The following is a 16,293-nucleotide window of genomic DNA, read 5'->3' on the forward strand; positions in this document are numbered from 1 at the left end:
ACGGCGCCGGGTGAGTGTGCGTATAACTCGTCAACCGACGTGAGGATCAGGCGATGAACGAGCGAGTTGCTCCTCCGATGCACGCTCTGCCCGACGGTGAGGCGGAGATCTCTCTGGTCGTACGACTCCCCTGGGAGGACGTCGCACGCCTCGGCCAGGAAGCGGGGCGGCTCGCTTCACAGATGCAGCGGCCCGTGACGCTGGACGAGGCGGTCAGCTACCGGCTCCGGTCCACCCGGCCGTCGGCGACGCACGCGAAACCCGCGGGGGAGCAGCCGCCGGCAGCCGTCTCCGCTCTGCCACGCATCAGCGGAACAGCCTAGGAAACGCGTACCTTCGCCGCCGCCTTTCTCGCTGCCACCAAAACCGGGTCCCACACCGGTGAGAAGGGCGGCGCGTAGCCAAGGTCCAGGGCTGTCATCTGTTCCACCGTCATCCGCGCGGTCAGCGCCACCGCGGCGATGTCGACCCGTTTCGCCGCGCCCTCGCGGCCGACGATCTGGACGCCGAGCAGCCGGCCCGTGCGGCGTTCGGCGAGCATCTTGACCGTCATCGGGGAGGCGCCGGGGTAGTAGCCGGCGCGGCTGGTGGACTCGATGGTGACGGTCTCGTACTGGAGGCCCACCCGGTGGGCGTCCTTCTCGCGCAGGCCCGTGCGGGCGATCTCCAGGTCGCAGACCTTGCTGACCGCCGTGCCGACCACGCCCGGGAAGGTCGCGTACCCGCCGCCGACGTTGCTGCCGATGACCTGGCCGTGCTTGTTGGCGTGGGTGCCGAGCGGGACGTACTGGTCCTGGCCGGAGACCAGGTTCAGCACCTCCACACAGTCGCCGCCCGCCCAGATGTTCCCGTGGCCGCGCACCCGCATCGCGAGGTCGGTGAGCAGGCCGCCATGGGTGCCGAGCGGGAGTCCGGCTGCCTTGGCGAGGGCGGTTTCCGGGCGGACACCGATGCCGAGGACCACCACGTCCGCCGGGTACTCGGCGTCCTGCGTGGCGACCGCGCGGGCCCGCCCGTCCGGTCCGGTGAGGATCTTGGTGACCTCGGCGTCGTTCACCATGGTGATGCCGAGGCCCTCCATGGCCCGGTGCACCAGACGGCCCATGTCCGCATCGAGCGTCGACATGGGTTCCCTGCCGCGGTTGACGACCGTCACCTCGAACCCGCGGTTGATCAGCGCCTCCGCCATCTCCACGCCGATGTATCCGGCGCCGACGACCACTGCCCTGCGGCCACGCGTGCGTGCCAGCGTGTCCAGCAGCGCCTGGCCGTCGTCCAGGGTCTGCACGCCGTGCACCCCGGGGGCGTCCGTGCCGGGCAGGTCGGGGCGGACCGGTCGCGCGCCGGTCGCGATGACGAGCTTGTCGTACGGCGTCCAGGACTCCGCGCCGGAATCGACGTCACGCGCGCGTACCCGCTGTCCGGCCACGTCGATCTCCGTGACCTCGGTGCGCAGCCGCAGATCGATCTCGCGCGCGCGGTGCTCCGCGGGGGTGCGGGCGATCAGCTGGTCGCGTTCGGCGACGTCGCCGCCCACCCAGTACGGGATGCCGCACGCCGAGAAGGAGGTGAAGTGGCCGCGCTCGAAGGCCACGATCTCCAGTTCGTCCGGCCCCCGCAGCCGGCGCGCCTGCGACGCCGCGGACATGCCCGCGGCGTCGCCGCCGATCACGACCAGTCGTTCCGTCCCGGCCCGCCCTTCGCGCATGCTCATGGGAACACGCTACGGGGCGCGGGCATTTCAGTCCCGGTCCGGCCGCTCCTCGGAGGGTTCCGGCGCCGGTCGGGCCGACGGCAGCGGGCCCAGCGCGGTCATCGCGGTCGCGGGCTCCCCGCGGCGCGGCAGACGGGGCCGTACGATCCGCAGCCACAGCAGCGTCAGCAGCGCCGCGCACGCCGCGAACGGCAGGGCGGCGCCGAGCGCGAGGACGATCCAGCGCAGCATGGTCACGAACACGTGCCAGCCGCCGGTCAGGGCGTCCAGGACGCCGGGGGAGTCGTCACCGGCTGCCTTCTTCACCGGCGTCTCGGACAGCGACAGCGTGATGGTGGCGAGGCTCGTGCGGTCCTTCAGGGACGCCTGCTGTGCCAGCAGCGCCTCCAGGTCGGCCTGACGGGTGCTCAACTCGCCCTCCAGCGTGACGACATCGCTCAGCTTGGTCGCCCGGTCCATCAGCGCGCGGATCCGGTCCACGCTGGCCCGCTGGGACTTGACGCGGCTGTCCACGTCCACGACCTGGTCGGTGACGTCCTCCGCCTGGGCCGTTCGGTCGATCAGCCGGCCCGTCCCCTGGAGTCCGGAGAGCACCTCGTCGTACGTCGCGCCGGGTACCCGCAGCACCACCCGGGTGTGCTCATGGCCGCCGGCGTCCCGGCTCGTGCTCTCCTTGCCGACGTAGCCGCCCGCGTCCTCGGCGGTGGCGCGGGCCTGGTCCAGGGCCTTGGGCACGTCCTTGACCTGGAGGGTGAGGGACGCGGTGCGGACGATCGCGTTCTGGGGAAGCCGTTGGGTCTTCGGGGCCGGCTTCGCGCTGTCGGCCCTGGCCGGCCCGGCGGCCACGTCGGCGCCGCCGCCCGCGGACTTCGCCGAGGCGCCCGCGCCCGAGTCGTCCGCACCGCCGCATCCGGCGAGGGCGAGGGAGGCGGCGAGCAGGATCCCCACCAGGGCCCTGGCGGGTCGTGCGGGTCGTGCGGAACGTGCGGAACGTGCTGTGCGCATGGGCGGTACCCCCGAGGGCTCTGCGGCCTGTGACGTCCCTACGACGGCCGGACGCGCCGGAACGTTCGGCCGAGTCCCCGGTGCGGGGGGACCCCGGGCCCTGGCCTGAGTGTCAGTGGGGTCTGAGAGAGTGGGGGGCATGAGCGCAACGGGGTCTCGTACGGGGCATGTCGTCGTCATCGGAGCCGGTATCGCCGGGCTGGCCGCCGCCCACCGGCTGCTCGGGCGCGGCACGCGCGTGACCGTGCTGGAGGCCGCGGACCGGGTCGGCGGCAAGCTGCAGCCCGGCGAGATCGCGGGCGTGCGGGTCGACCTCGGCGCCGAGTCGATGCTCGCCCGGCGCCCCGAGGCCGTGACCCTCTCCCGCGAGGTGGGCCTGGCCGACCGCCTCCAGCCGCCGGCCACCGCGACCGCCTCGATCTGGACCCGCGGCGCCCTGCGCCCCATGCCCAAGGGCCATGTGATGGGCGTCCCCGGCACCGCGGCCGCGCTCTCCGGTGTGCTCTCCGAGGAGGGCCTGGCGCGTATCGAGCGCGACGCCGACCTGCCGCGCACCGAGGTCGGCGACGACGTGGCCGTGGGGGAGTACGTGGCCGCGCGGCTCGGCCGCGAGGTCGTCGACCGTCTGGTCGAGCCCCTGCTCGGCGGGGTGTACGCGGGCGACGCGTACCGCATCTCGATGCGTTCGGCCGTCCCGCAGCTCTTCCAGGCCGCCCGCACCCACACCTCCCTCACGGAGGCAGTGCGCGAGATCCAGGTCAGGGCGGCGGCGAACCAGCAGACCGGACCGGTCTTCATGGGCATCGAGGGCGGGGTCGGCACCCTGCCGCTCGCGGCCGCCGACTCCGTCCGGGCACGCGGCGGCGACATCCTGACCGGCACGCCGGTCACCGAGCTGCGCCGCGAGGCCTCCGGCGGCTGGCGGGTGGCCGCCGGGGAGCGGGTCCTGCACGCCGACGCCGTGATCGTCGCCGTACCCGCCCCGGCCGCCGCGCGGCTGCTGCGCGCCGAGTCCCCGGAGGCCGCCACCGAGCTGGCCGCCGTCGAGTACGCCTCCATGGCACTGGTCACCCTCGCCTACCGCCGCTCGGGCCTGCACCTCCCCGAGGGCAGCGGCTTCCTGGTCCCGCCCGTCGACGGCCGCACCATCAAGGCGTCCACGTTCGCCTCCGGCAAATGGGGCTGGATCGCCGAGCAGAACCCGGATGTGGTCGTGCTGCGCACCTCCGTGGGCCGGCACGGCGAGACGGAGATCCTCCAGCGGGACGACGCCGCCCTGGTCGAGGTGTCCCGGCGCGACCTGCGGGAGGCCACCGGCCTGGACGCCGTACCCCTGGAGACCCGGGTCACCCGCTGGACCGACGGCCTGCCGCAGTACCCGGTCGGGCATCACGCGCGCGTGGCCCGCATCCGTGAGCACGTCGCGAAGCTGCCGGGCCTCGCGGTGTGCGGCGCGCAGTACGACGGGGTCGGCATCCCGGCGTGCATCGCGAGCGCCTACGCGGCCGTCGACCAGCTCGAAGGCGACATGGGCGGAATCCGGGAGCTCATGGCCAACCCGGTGCAGAGCCTCCACGGCGGAGCGGGAGAATAGGGATTATGAGTGACGACGCCCCCACCACCGAGTCCGGCAGGATCCCGAACAAGGGCAAGCTGGCCAAGGACCTCAACGAGGTCATCCGCTACACCCTCTGGTCGGTCTTCAAGCTCAAGGACGTCCTGCCGGAGGACCGCGCCGGTTACGCCGACGAGGTCCAGGAGCTGTTCGACCAGCTCGCCGCCAAGGACGTGACGATCCGCGGCACCTACGACCTCTCCGGCCTGCGCGCCGACGCCGACCTCATGATCTGGTGGCACGCCGAGACGAGCGACCAGCTGCAGGAGGCGTACAACCTCTTCCGCCGCACCAGGCTGGGCCGCGCGCTGGAGCCCGTGTGGTCCAACATGGCGCTGCACCGCCCCGCCGAGTTCAACCGCTCGCACATCCCGGCGTTCCTCGCCGACGAGACCCCGCGCAACTACGTCAGCGTGTACCCCTTCGTGCGCAGCTACGACTGGTACCTGCTGCCCGACGAGGACCGCCGCCGCATGCTCGCCGACCACGGCAAGATGGCCCGCGGCTACCCGGACGTGCGCGCCAACACGGTCGCCTCGTTCTCCCTCGGCGACTACGAGTGGATCCTGGCCTTCGAGGCCGACGACCTCCACCGCATCGTCGACCTCATGCGCCACCTCCGCGGCTCCGAGGCCCGCAGGCACGTCCGCGAGGAGATCCCCTTCTTCACGGGCCGCCGCAAGGACATCGGCGACTTGGTGGCCGGCCTGGCCTGAGGCGCCCCAAAGGGGCGCGGGGAACTGCGCGATCAACCACAACGGACGGGCAGCCCCCCGACGGCACAGCGCGGCACCCCAGTAGGGGCACTCAACGCCGCCGGCCCTTCACAGAGGCTCGCTTGGACTCCTTCACCGGCCCAACCGCCGCGGGCAACCGGTGCGGCGCGCACGACGCGCGCCGCCCCGGCACCCGGCCCTGAAGCAAATACGCGTCGAGGTGGCCGTTGACGCACGCGTTGGGCCCGCCCCCGATCCCGTGCGTCCCCGCGTCCCGCTCGGTCACCAGCGCCGAGCCGGCCAGCCGCCGGTTCATCTCCAGCGCCCCCGGGTACGGCGTCGCCGCGTCCCGCTCGGCCGCCAGGATCAGCACCGGCGGCAGTTCGCCCTCCCCCGTACGCACGTCCACGGGCCGCTGCCGGGGCGCCGGCCAGTAGGCGCAGGGCAGGTTCATCCACGCGTTGTCCCAGGTCTCGAACGGCGCCACCCGGGCGAGCCGGGTGTTGTCCCGGTCCCACACCTTCCAGTCCGTCGGCCAGGGCGCGTCGTTGCACTCCACGGCCGTGTAGACCGCGTTGAGGTTCTCCGCCTCCGCGGCCGAGTCCGCGCTCGGCGCGGCCATCCGGACCAGCGGCTTGGCGTCGCCGTGGAGATAGGCCGACAGCGCCGCGGCCCGGCTCGGCCAGTAGGTGTCGTTGTACCCGGCCTGCAGGAACGCGCTCTGCAGCTCGCCGGGCCCGACCTTCTCGCCCGCCGCCCTCCCGGCCAGCCGCTCGCGCGCGGTGTCGTAGCTGCGCTGTACCTTCCCCGGGGTGTCACCGAGCTTGTAGACGTCGTCGTGGCGGGCGATCCAGTCGCGGAAGTCCGCCCAGCGCTCCTCGAACGCGGCCGACTGGTCGAGGTTGTCCTGGTACCAGATCTTCTCCGGGGCGGCGTCCACCACCGAGTCCAGCACCATGCGCCGTACGTGCGAGGGGAACATCGCCGCGTACAGCGCGCCGAAGTAGGTGCCGTACGACGCTCCCATGAACGTCAGCCGGTCCTCGCCCAGGGCGGCCCGCAGCACGTCCAGGTCGCGGGCGTTGTTCAGCGAGGTGTAGAAGCGCAGCTTGCTCCCGGAGCGTCGGGCGCAGCCGCGGGCGTACGCCTTGGCCTGGGCGATGCGCTGCCGCTTGTACGCCTCCGACGGGTGCGCCGGCGACGCGGTGGGCCCCTTGACGAAGCGCTTCGGATCCTCGCAGGACAGCGGCGCGGAACGGCCCACGCCGCGCGGGGCGTAGCCGACCAGGTCGTAGGCGGCGGCGATCCGCTGCCACTGCGGGACCGCGCCGAGCAGCGGGAAGGACATGCCGGACGCCCCGGGGCCGCCCGGGTTGTAGACGAGGGCGCCCTGCCGGGGAACCTTCCGCTTGCTGTTGCGCGGGTCCTTCTGCGTCGCCGGCATCCGGCTGACGGTCAGTCGGATCTGCGGGCCGTCCGGGCGGGCGTAGTCGAGCGGGACGGTCACCGTGCCGCACCGCAGATTCCTCGGCGCCTTCGGTACGTCGGCCGTGGAACACGCGCCGAAGTCGATGCCGGTCGCCCGGGCGTGGGCCGCGGCCACCTCGGTGCCGCGCAGCTCTGCCGTACCGGGGGCGCCCGGCACCCCGCCCGCACGGGACGCGCCGGGTGCCGGGGCGGCGGCCAGCGCGGTCAGCAGCAAGGACCCGGCGGCCGAGTACAGGGCGGCAGCTCTCATCGCGTATCCCTTCGGTGCGGCGACGGCGATGGCACGGCTGCCATGCCCAGGCGACAACAAAAGGGATATTTCGTTCGCCTCTCGGTGAAGGCAAGCACCATTCGGCCGGTGTCGGCGCCAATGCCCCCTATGCGCCCCTCGAAGCTCCTGTGGGGACCCTGCGGGCGCCGGTCACTCCCGCCAGGGCTGGTCGCGGTGGGTGAAGGCGGCGCGCAGCTGCGGCTCGCCGATCGCGCGGATGCCGCGGACGGCGACCGAGGTGAGGAAGGACCGCTCGTCGCCGGCCGGCCTGCGCACCAGCGCGCCCAGCAGCCGCTGCCCGGCCGGGGAGGCCCAGCGCGCGTACGGGTGCACCTCGAACCGGGCGATGGCGAGGCAGCTCAGGGACAGGATGAGGGGCAGCGCGAACCACAGTGCGACCAGCAGCCGTGGCGTCCCGGTCTGGATGGGCAGCGCCGGCGCGGTCACGCCGAGCACCGCCACGGCCGCCGCGGCGGCGCGCACCTGGCGGACGGCGGTGCCCACGGTCGCGCCGGCGCCGTCGGGGACGGCGAGACCGGCGCGCACCAGCCGGTCGGCGAGCCGCCGTACCGCCTCGGCACCGGCCGCCCGCGCCCGCGCGGGCGCGATGCGCGACTGCCCCTCCGGACCGATGGCTCCTATGACGGACTGCTCGATCTCGTCACGCCCCCGCGGGTCCACCACCGTCGCCCAGCCGGTGTGCGCGAGGTGCAGCCGCCGCTGGCGGGCCATGGAGACCATCGTCACATCGGCGACCCGGGCGGGGCCGCCGGAGAGGAAGGCCGCCTCGTACAGCGTCAGATCGTGCTCCCGGTCCGCCGTCGCGGCATCCGCGTCCAGGGCGGCCGCGCGCACGGCCGCAAGGCACAGCCGGGTGCACGCCGTACCGGCGAAAGCCCAGGCCAGGAGCAGGAGAAGGACCCAGAACATGACGTGTTTCTATGCCAGAGGCCTGGGGGAACGCCATGCCCTGTTCATCATCCGGACACAGTGTTAGCGGTCTGTGACGTTCCGTTTCGCGCCCAGGTCAGGTCGGTCAGGAGCCGCTCGTCGCCGGCGGCGGGCTGGTGGTGGCGGGCGGCAGGGAGTACGACTCGGCCGGCGACGGGGTGACCGGCACGGCGGCGCTCGGGTCGACGGCCGGCGGGGTCGGTACGGGGGTGGGCGAGGAGGCCAGCTCCCTGGCGAGCGCGCCGAAGTCGACGTACCCGGTCGCCTCCAGCACCTTGATGTGATCCAGGAGGGTCGCGTTCGCGTCGTCGGCGAGATCGCGGACCAGGGAGTTCTGGGTGCCGGCCCGGACCTGGGCGACCAGCGCGAACACCCGGCCGTGGGCGAGCCGTACGATGCCGGCGAACTGGCGGTCGAAGTCCTGGCCCTGGGCTGTCCCGAGCGTGTCGAGCCACTGCTGCTGCTGCTGGTTCGGCTCGTCGGGCAGCGGTACGCCGAGCTGGGTGGCGACGGTGCGGACATGGGCGTCCAGCGAGGTGTGCCCGTCGACCAGGTGCCGGCCCGCCGTGCGTACGGCCGCGGTGGTGCCCTTCCGCTCCGCCAGCTCGCCGGCGGGCAGTTCCCAGAGCCCCGCCAGCCTGACCTTGGCGATGAAGTCCCGGTCCTGTGCGGACAGGGGGCCGTAGGGGGTCGTCACGGTCTGCGTGCTCAGGACGGTCGCACCGGCCACCGGGCTCGGGCGGTCGGCGTACGACCAGAGCGGGTAGAACAGCGCCGCCGCGGTCGCCGCGAGGGCCGCGATGACGAGGCCTGTGCCGCTGAACATGCCTCGGCCCTTGATCGGGGGTCGGGGTCGCATGACGCCTCCTGTAGCGCACCGCACGCGAGTGTGCAGGGGGGTGTGGTGCGGGCGGCATATTACCCGGGTGCGGGCGGCGGCTGCCGGGCTCGGGGCGGGTGCGCAGGGCTCCCGTTCGACTTCGGTGCGTCGGCGGCCGCGGGTGCGTTGTGGCTGGTCGCGCCCACGCGGCGGAGCCGCGTATCGGTACAGCCCCGCGCCCCTGGGGAGTTGCAGTCGGCGCACCCGTAGGCACGCCGTAGCTGCGGAGGCACCCCGTCACACCCCCCGCAGCAGCACCCTCCGCGCGGCCCGAGCCATCCGCCCGCCGGACCTGGGGGTCGGGCCCGCCCGGTCCATCCACCACTCCCGGAGCTGTCGGCGGGCGTCCGCGTCCTCGGGGCGCCCGGACCGCAGCAGGTGCCCCGCGAAGTCCAGGGCGTCCCGGCGGTAGCCGCCCGTCATCGGCCGTACCCGAGCGTAGTCCAGGAAGGCCGCCCGGTACCCGTCGCCGAGAATGACCGGCAGCTCGGGTGCCACCTTCGCCACCACGTCCGCCCGCTTCGCGGCGAGCGCCCGCGCCTGCACCCCCATCCGCACCCGGTCGAACCCCTCGGGCACCGGCGTGCCGGCCACCAGCGCGGACAGCACGGCGGCCTGGGCGACGGCGAGCCGCTCCCGCGCACGGACCGTCGGCCGCGCCAGGACGGCGACACCCCCGCCCGGCGAGCCATCGGCGGCACCGGTCCCGCCGCCCTTGCCGGCCCGGGTCCGCCCGGCCGCCACCGCGTCCGCGATCACCGTCAACTCCCGCTCCAGCTCGGCCGGTTCGGGGAAGTTCTCGTCCCGTTCCAGGAGGACGCCGGGCGGCGTGGTGCGGGAGGCGAGGTCGGTCAGGATGTCGAGCACCGGGGGCGGCACGGGGTGGGCGTGGCTGTCGTGCCAGACGCCGTCCCGCTCGAAGCCGCCCGCGACATGGACGTAGGCGATCGCCTCCACGGGCAGCGCGGCCAGCGCCTCGGCCGGGTCCTCGCCCCGGTTGACGTGGTTGGTGTGCAGGTTGGCCACGTCGATCAGGAGCCGTACGCCCGTGCGCTCGACCAGTTCGGACAGGAACTGCCCCTCGGTCAGCTCCTCGGCCGGCCAGGAGAACAGCGCGGCGATGTTCTCCAGGGCCAGCGGCACCGGAAGGGCGTCCTGCGCGATGCGCACGTTCTCGCAGAGCACGTCCAGGGCGTCCCTGGTGCGCGGCACCGGCAGCAGGTGCCCGGCCTCCAGGCGCGGGGAGGCGGTGAGCGGGCCGCCCGCGCGGACGAACGCGATGTGCTCGGTGACCAGCGGGGAACCGAGGGCCTGCGCACGCTCCGCCAGCGCCGTCAGCCGGACCTCGTCGGGGCGGTCGGCGCCGCCGAGGCCGAGGGAGACGCCGTGCGGGATCACGGTCACGCCGCGCTCGCGCAGCCGCAGCAGCGAGTCGGGAAGGCGGCCGGGGCAGACGTTCTCCGCCACGACCTCCACCCAGTCGATGCCCGGCATGCGCTCCACGGCGTCCGCGATCTCCGGCCGCCAGCCGATCCCCGTGCCCAGTCGCCGCATGGCTCCTCCCCTCCGTCGAGCGGATCCCTCCGTCGAATGACGGGGGTATGGCCCCGGCGGCCGGACCCGAACCTCCTTCGTGTCGTCTTCAGAGCAACATTTGAGCTTCGGCCCACGATCCGGCTCCGGGTCCGGCCACCGCTCGGGGCTGTGGCTCAGCAGATGCAGTACGGGCGGGCTCGCTCATGTCCTCCGGCTCCCGCCCGTCTTGCGGCTCCCGCCTGCGGCTCCCGCCTGCGGCTCCCGCCGGTCCTCCGGCGCCCGCCCGGCTCGTCGCGTCGACGAAGTCCGCTGTTCGGCGGTGAGACGGCCGGCGGTGAGTGCCTCCAGGGCCTCGACCGAGGCGATGTCCGCCGTGCCGTGCGGCACAGGCCGACGGGTGGGTGCGCCGTTCGAATCGCCCGTCGACCCGCGTCAGTCGACCCGTGTCATGAGCCCCGGCCGGCGCAGCGCCGGGTGGTCGGCGACGACCGTGCAACTGCCCGGCGCGATCTCCGTGAAGCCGGCGTCCCGCACCGTCGGCAGTCCGCTGCCGGACAGCCGTGCCCAGTCGGCGGGGCGGGCCGTACGGACCGCCAGTTCGTAGCCCGCGTCCCGCCAGGCGGTGCGCTCGGCGTCGGACAGCGCCCACCAGGCCAGCTGGGCACCGTGCCCGGCCTGCGCCATCGCCTTCCCGGCCGACATCTCCAGATCCGGGTTCAGCCACAGCACCGGCTGGGCCGGGTCGGCGGCGACGGGCGGCTCCGGGTCGTCCAGCTCGGTGCCGGACACCTGGAGCTTGGCCAGGTCCTTGGGCCAGCCGTCGAGCGGGATCGGCGGGAAGACCCGTACCTCCGCGGACTTGCCGGTCACCGTGGTCCCCGGCAGTGTCCCGGCCCGCCGCCACTCGGCGCCCCGGGCCCGCCGTACGACCTTGCGGATCCGCGCGTCCTCCCAGCTCCGCACCGCCCCGGCCCACTCACCGTCCCCGCGCGCCCGCTCGTCCCCGAGCAGCACCAGCACCGCCCGGGCGGCGGTCTCCAGCGCGTCGGTACGGGCCGGCGGCGCGCTCTTCTCGATCCGCACGACGAGGGGCAGCACGAACTGAGGTGCTTCGTCGCGAGGGGTGCGCTCGGCCTGGAAGGGACTGTCTCCGGGGGACGCTGAAACGTGGCTCACACCAGCCAACCTTAAATGGCGCGGGCAGTGGCGATATGAGGGTCCGCCGCGTGGGCGCGACCGGCCACAATGCCCTCATGCAACGTGATCTACGGCTGGCCGGCGCAGGCCGCCGCTACGGCCTGCGCGGCCCGTGGGTGTTAAGAGGCGTCGACCTCACCGTCACCCCCGGAACCCTGATCCGCGTGGAAGGAGCGAACGGCACCGGAAAGTCCACCCTGCTCCGCCTTCTCGCCCGGCTCGACGCCCCCAGCGAGGGCCGCGTCACCGGCCGCCCCCGCACCGCGTACGTGCCCGAGCGCTTCCCCTCGGCCCTCCCCTTCACCGCCCTCGGCTACCTGACCCACCTCGGCACCGTGCACGGCCTCGGCCGTAAGCGCGCCGCACACGCCGCGGGCACCTGGCTGGAGCGCTTCGGCGCGGCGGCGTACGCCGGTACGCCCATGGCGCGGCTGTCCAAGGGCAGCAGCCAGAAGGTGGCCGTCGCGCAGGCGCTGCTCGGCGAGCCGGAGCTGCTGGTGCTGGACGAGGCCTGGACCGGACTGGACGCGGCGGCGCGGGCCGAGCTGGAGCGGGCGGTGGCCGAGCGGACCGCAGCCGGGGGTGCCGTGGTGTTCGTGGACCACGACCGGCGCCGGCTGGCCGGGGCGCCGGACGCGACATACACCGTGCTCGACGGAGGTCTCAAGCTCCGTACGGACGACGGGAGTCCGGCGGCCGGGCCGCTCACCCTCGTCATCGTGCGCGGACCGGCCGGCGGGCGGCTGCCGGCCGACGCGGCCCGGACCGTCGCCTCGGCCGAGGAGACCGCTCCCGGCCGCTACCGGCTCGCCGTGCCCGCCTCCCACTCCGACGTCGTGCTGCGCGCCCTGCTCATGGCCCGCCCGCCCTGGCACGTCGTGAGCGTCACCCCGCCCCCGGACGATCCCGTACCGAACCCCGGAAGCCGCCCATGACCGCACTCCTGCGCTACCAGGCCGACCTGCTGGTGCGCTCCCAGCGCTGGCTGCCTCCGGTGATCCTGTATGCCGCGTTCCTCGGGATCGGCGTGCAGAGCGGCCAGCCCGTCCTCGACTCGCTCGCCTACACGGCCGCCGGCCTGCTCCCGGTGGCCGCCTGGCTGGTGCGGATCTGTGCCACCGGCGAGCCGGACGCGGCCCGCGCCTGTGTCGCCGCCGCGCGCGGCCCGGCCCGGACGCACCTCGCCTGTCTGCTGACGGCGCTGCTCGCGTCGGTGGCGCTCGGGGTGGTGGCGACCGTGGTGGTGACGCTGATCAGCGATCCGGCGAGCAACGGGCACCGGGTGCCGGTGCCCCTGCTGCGGGCGGCCGCGGCCGGACTGCCGGCCACGCTCACCTGCGCGCTGCTCGGCGCGGCCGTCGGCGCGCTGACCAGCCGGCCGCTGCTGCGCTCCACCGGCCAGGCGGTGCCCGCGATGCTGATGGGCGCGCTGCTGGCGGTGGTGCTCACCGGCTCCCCGGCGCAGGCCGCGGTCCAGGGCCTGGTCACCGGTTCGCAGACCGGCCGTGCGCCGGTGCCGCTGCTGCCGCTGGCCGGGGCAGCCCTGCTCACGGCCGCGGCCTTCGCCGCAGCCGGCGGGCTCACCGCCCGCCGGTCACCCTGAGCAGGCGAGGGTCGCCCCGGCCCTGTCGTCAAACTCCCTCCCCCAGCCTTCGGCCGGGAGGTGCCCCCAGCCCCGCGACGCCATGCACGTTCCCCCAGCCTCCGGCCGGGAGGTGCCCCACTCGCCGCACCGGGCCCCGGCTCGAGTACGTCCGGTACGAGGGTCAGGGCCCGGCACTCCCGCAGCCTTCGGCCGGGGGACCCCAGAGCACGCACCTTCGACGCACATGGCCGCTCCGCGGCGGGCGCGAGGCACGCTCTCCCGGCGGACGACGGGAGTTTGACGCCAGGACCTGGGAATGTCAGCGGTGTCCGCCTGTCTCGCCGATCAGCTCGGAGACCTTCACGAACCGGTAGCCGCGCTTGCGCAGTTCCGGTACGACCGCGCGGACGACCCGTTCGGTGGTGGGGGCGGCGCTGCGCGTGCAGTGCATGACGACCACCGAACCGGGCTTCACCCCGTCCAGCACCTGCTTGGTGACGGCGTCGGCGTCGGTGGCGAACGCGTCGCCGCTCACCACGTCCCACTGCACCGCGGTCACCCCGAGCCCGCTCAGCGCGCGCAGCGCCCGCTTGTCGTAACAGCCGCCGGGGAAGCGGAAGTACGGCAGCGCGTGCGGCACGCCCGCCTTGTGCAGGGAGGCGTACGCCCGCTCCACGTCCGACCGCATCTTGTCGGCGGCGACGGTGGGCAGGCCGTAGCAGTCGCCGGTGAACGCGTAGTGGCTGTAGGAGTGGTTGGCGACCTCGAACTGCGGGTCGTGGCCGAGGCTGCGGGCCTCGGTCGGGTACTCGTCGGCCCAGCGGCCCGTCATGAAGATCGTCGCCGGCACCTTCAGCACGCGGAGGGTGCCGATGAGGTCCGGGTTGTCGAAGTGCTCGCCGGCGGCGGCGCGGGGCCCCTGGTCGGCGGTCATGTCGGCGTCGAAGGTCAGCGCGACCGTCTTGCCCAGGGTGCGCGGGCCGTGCTCGAAGACCGGGGTCAGGCCGCCGGGACCCGGGGCCAGCACGGGCGGACGCGAGGCGGACGCGGACGGGGAGGCGGAGACGGACGGCTCGGCCGGGGCCTGGTGGCCACTGCCCGCGTGGCTCGCGGTACCGCAGGCGGCGAGGGCCACGCCCAGGGCACAGAGGGCGCTGATACGGCGTACTCGTGGGATCACCGTATGAACGTAGGTCTGGACAGCCGCTTGTATGGCGATATGGTCCGTGGCGCGGCGCCGTGGTCACCCGGGCGGCGCCGTGACGCGGTGACACGGGCGCGGCAACCTCACGCGCGCACTTGGATGCTCCACGGTGCATGCCCGTGCGTGCGTGAGGTCACCACACCTTCCATGGCGGCGGTGGGTGTGCCGGCCGGCCCTCCGGTTGTCCTGCCGCCCTGTCCGCCGTCATGGGGTCCTGAACCGGCCTCTCAACCGGCCCTGTTGCTGCAGCCCATGGTCGAGCCGATGTGCGAGGCCTGGGCACCCGGGTCGCCCTCGCCGTTGAGCGCGTCGCCCGCCAGGCCGTCGATGATGCCGACCTCGCCCAGGATGTCGAGGTTCAGGTCGTGGTCCTTGCAGTTGGAGCTCTGCATGATGTGGCTTCCCTTGCCGTGGTCCTCGTCCTCGTGTCCACCGGCGTAGGCGGTCCCGGCGGACAGGAGGCTCACGCTGCCGAGCGCCACGACCAGGACGGCGGCCTTGCGAAGTCTGTGCATGTCATCTCCATGGGTGTGAATGCGTGTGGATGCGGTGCGCGACGAGTCAACCGCGTACAGTCATGGAGATTAGTGTGAAAATAGTCCGTAACGGGCGGCGACGCGCCGGTTTCATGATCTCGGGCCGACAGGCCCGCTTCTCTCCACGGTCCGCTCGTCAGATGCCCTTCAGCAGCCGCTCACGGCACTCGGCCACGTCGAAGTCGCTCTTCGGGTACTGCGGGTCCAGCTCCTCCAGGTGCTCCAGCAGCAGGCGGCTGATCGCCCAGTTCCGGTACCACTTGCGGTCCGCCGGGACCAGGTACCAGGGCGCGTACGGCGCCGCGCAGCGCTCCAGGGCCAGCTGGTACGCCTCCTGGTAGGCGGGCCACAGCGCGCGTTCGACGATGTCGCCGGGATCGAACTTCCAGTGCTTGTCCGGGCGGTCCAGGCGGCGCAGCAGCCGGCGCTTCTGCTCCTCGCGGGAGATGTGCAGGAAGCACTTGATCAGGGTCACGCCGTCCTCGGCGAGGGACCGCTCGAAGTCGTTGACGAGGCCGTAGCGGCTGCCGATCTCGGCGGGCCGGGCGAGATGCCGGACGCGGGCGATGAGGACGTCCTCGTAGTGCGAACGGTCGAAGACGGCGATCTCGCCCGGCCGGGGCAGGGCCCGACGCACCCGCCACAGGAAGTCGTGCCGCCGCTCCTCCTCGGTGGGTGCCTTGAACGCCTGGATCCGGCAGCCGGCCGGGTCGAGCCGGCCGATGACGTGCTTGACCGTCCCGCCCTTGCCGCTGGTGTCCATCCCCTGGAGCACCAGCAGTACCCGCCGCCGGTCCCCGGCCGTGCTCGCCGCCCACAACCGCACCTGCAGCTCGGCGAGCCGCTTTCCGGTGGGCCCCCTGTCCTGGAGGGCCGCCCGCTTCCCGCCGGGGGCACCGGGGGTGGCCCGGGTGTCGTACGCGGCGAGGTCGACGGGTTCGCCGGGCGGGAGCCGCAACAGCTCTCGCAGGTCCCCGAAGCTCTTCTTCGTCACGGCCACCTCGTCTGTCTGTGGCCGCAGACCATGACGGCCCCTCGCGGCACTATCCGCGGCCGTATGTGCCGGTCAGCGTGCCCACAGCAAGCGTGTGCCCGGAGAGCACCCGCAGCAGATCCGCCGCCGAGGCCCCCGCGCCCAGCGACACACGCCGGTCGACGGCATACACCGTGAGGACATAGCGATGCGGCCGGTCGCCGCGCGGCGGGCAGGGGCCGCCGTACCCGGTCTTCCCGAAGTCGTCGCGGCCCTCCGTCGCGCCCCGCGGATGCTCGCCCGCGGACAGTCGCGTGGTGTGCGGGTCGACGTCCCACACCAGCCAGTGCGTGAACGTGCCGTGCGGGGCGTCCGCATCCCGCAGGAGCAGGGCCAGCGCGGCCGTCCGCGCGGGTACGCCGGTGAGGGCCAGCGGAGGCGAGACGTCGGCGCCCGCGCAGGTGTACCGGCGCGGGATGGTGCCGCCGTCGGCGAAGGCCGTACTGGTGACGGTCAGCCGGCCGACGGTGGTGGGGGAGGGCGCGGCGGCAGGTGTGCCACCGTGCCCGCAGCCCGCGACGAAGGCCATCGCGGCCACGGCCGTCACCCAGTTCCTGCGCAT

The 16,293-nt window shown here is 73.8% G+C and carries 16 protein-coding genes; 5 read left to right on the forward strand and 11 right to left on the reverse strand.

What is annotated here, in order from left to right:
- Window positions 1-53 precede the first annotated feature (53 nt).
- Window positions 54-323, forward strand: coding sequence for a hypothetical protein (locus SRB17_RS45595; protein ID WP_194294214.1), 270 nt, complete (start codon window positions 54-56; stop codon window positions 321-323).
- Here the strand turns inward: SRB17_RS45595 and SRB17_RS32550 are convergent.
- A complete protein-coding gene (locus tag SRB17_RS32550) occupies window positions 320-1,714 on the reverse strand; it encodes an FAD-dependent oxidoreductase (protein ID WP_153543746.1) in 1,395 nt (464 codons plus the stop codon). The genes SRB17_RS45595 and SRB17_RS32550 overlap by 4 nt on opposite strands.
- 27 nt (window positions 1,715-1,741) lie before the next feature.
- A complete protein-coding gene (locus SRB17_RS32555) occupies window positions 1,742-2,719 on the reverse strand; it encodes a DUF4349 domain-containing protein (protein WP_153543747.1) in 978 nt (325 codons plus the stop codon).
- Between the two features lie 139 nt (window positions 2,720-2,858).
- On the opposite strand from SRB17_RS32555, the gene hemG reads away from it, so the two are divergent.
- Entirely contained in the window at window positions 2,859-4,313 is a 1,455-nt protein-coding gene (gene hemG, locus SRB17_RS32560) for a protoporphyrinogen oxidase (RefSeq protein ID WP_153543748.1), read from the forward strand.
- Between the two features lie 5 nt (window positions 4,314-4,318).
- The gene (gene hemQ, locus SRB17_RS32565) at window positions 4,319-5,050 is read left to right on the forward strand and encodes a hydrogen peroxide-dependent heme synthase (RefSeq protein ID WP_153543749.1); all 732 of its coding nucleotides are present in this window, start codon (window positions 4,319-4,321) and stop codon (window positions 5,048-5,050) included.
- A 91-nt stretch (window positions 5,051-5,141) separates the two neighbouring features.
- On the opposite strand, the gene SRB17_RS32570 is transcribed toward hemQ, so the two are convergent.
- From SRB17_RS32570 to SRB17_RS32590, 5 genes are all read right to left on the reverse strand, one after another.
- A complete protein-coding gene (locus tag SRB17_RS32570) occupies window positions 5,142-6,788 on the reverse strand; it encodes an alpha/beta hydrolase (RefSeq protein ID WP_153543750.1) in 1,647 nt (548 codons plus the stop codon).
- A 171-nt stretch (window positions 6,789-6,959) separates the two neighbouring features.
- Window positions 6,960-7,739: a TIGR04222 domain-containing membrane protein gene (locus SRB17_RS32575; RefSeq protein WP_153543751.1), complete on the reverse strand. Its 780-nt coding sequence runs from the start codon at window positions 7,737-7,739 to the stop codon at window positions 6,960-6,962.
- A 106-nt stretch (window positions 7,740-7,845) separates the two neighbouring features.
- Complete coding sequence (locus SRB17_RS32580; protein ID WP_153543752.1) at window positions 7,846-8,619, reverse strand: DUF4142 domain-containing protein; 774 nt, start codon at window positions 8,617-8,619, stop codon at window positions 7,846-7,848.
- 258 nt (window positions 8,620-8,877) lie between these two features.
- On the reverse strand, window positions 8,878-10,194 hold the full coding sequence (locus SRB17_RS32585) for a DUF692 domain-containing protein (RefSeq protein ID WP_153543753.1): 1,317 nt from the start codon (window positions 10,192-10,194) through the stop codon (window positions 8,878-8,880).
- Window positions 10,195-10,608: 414 nt separating this feature from the next.
- The gene (locus tag SRB17_RS32590; RefSeq protein WP_323376568.1) at window positions 10,609-11,352 is read right to left on the reverse strand and encodes an aminoacyl-tRNA hydrolase; all 744 of its coding nucleotides are present in this window, start codon (window positions 11,350-11,352) and stop codon (window positions 10,609-10,611) included.
- 77 nt (window positions 11,353-11,429) lie between these two features.
- Here SRB17_RS32590 and SRB17_RS32595 point away from each other — a divergent pair, with 77 nt between their 5' ends.
- Window positions 11,430-12,308: an ABC transporter ATP-binding protein gene (locus SRB17_RS32595; RefSeq protein WP_153543755.1), complete on the forward strand. Its 879-nt coding sequence runs from the start codon at window positions 11,430-11,432 to the stop codon at window positions 12,306-12,308.
- The gene (locus tag SRB17_RS32600; RefSeq protein WP_153543756.1) at window positions 12,305-12,976 is read left to right on the forward strand and encodes an ABC transporter; all 672 of its coding nucleotides are present in this window, start codon (window positions 12,305-12,307) and stop codon (window positions 12,974-12,976) included. The genes SRB17_RS32595 and SRB17_RS32600 overlap by 4 nt, the downstream gene beginning before the upstream one ends.
- A 301-nt stretch (window positions 12,977-13,277) precedes the next feature.
- Here SRB17_RS32600 and SRB17_RS32605 read toward each other — a convergent pair whose 3' ends face one another.
- The 4 genes from SRB17_RS32605 to SRB17_RS32620 form a co-directional block, all read right to left on the reverse strand.
- Entirely contained in the window at window positions 13,278-14,138 is an 861-nt protein-coding gene (locus SRB17_RS32605) for a polysaccharide deacetylase family protein (RefSeq protein ID WP_323376569.1), read from the reverse strand.
- A gap of 251 nt (window positions 14,139-14,389) precedes the next feature.
- Entirely contained in the window at window positions 14,390-14,677 is a 288-nt protein-coding gene (locus SRB17_RS32610; protein ID WP_153543757.1) for a hypothetical protein, read from the reverse strand.
- 157 nt (window positions 14,678-14,834) lie between these two features.
- Window positions 14,835-15,692, reverse strand: coding sequence for a PPK2 family polyphosphate kinase (locus tag SRB17_RS32615; RefSeq protein ID WP_323376570.1), 858 nt, complete (start codon window positions 15,690-15,692; stop codon window positions 14,835-14,837).
- Between the two features lie 49 nt (window positions 15,693-15,741).
- Window positions 15,742-16,293 carry a YbhB/YbcL family Raf kinase inhibitor-like protein gene (locus tag SRB17_RS32620; RefSeq protein ID WP_228396405.1) on the reverse strand — a complete coding sequence of 184 codons (552 nt, stop codon included), beginning with the start codon at window positions 16,291-16,293 and terminating at the stop codon, window positions 15,742-15,744.

Origin of the sequence: Streptomyces sp. RB17 (assembly GCF_009604455.1) — a bacterium.
Classification (GTDB): Bacteria; Actinomycetota; Actinomycetes; order Streptomycetales; family Streptomycetaceae; genus Streptomyces.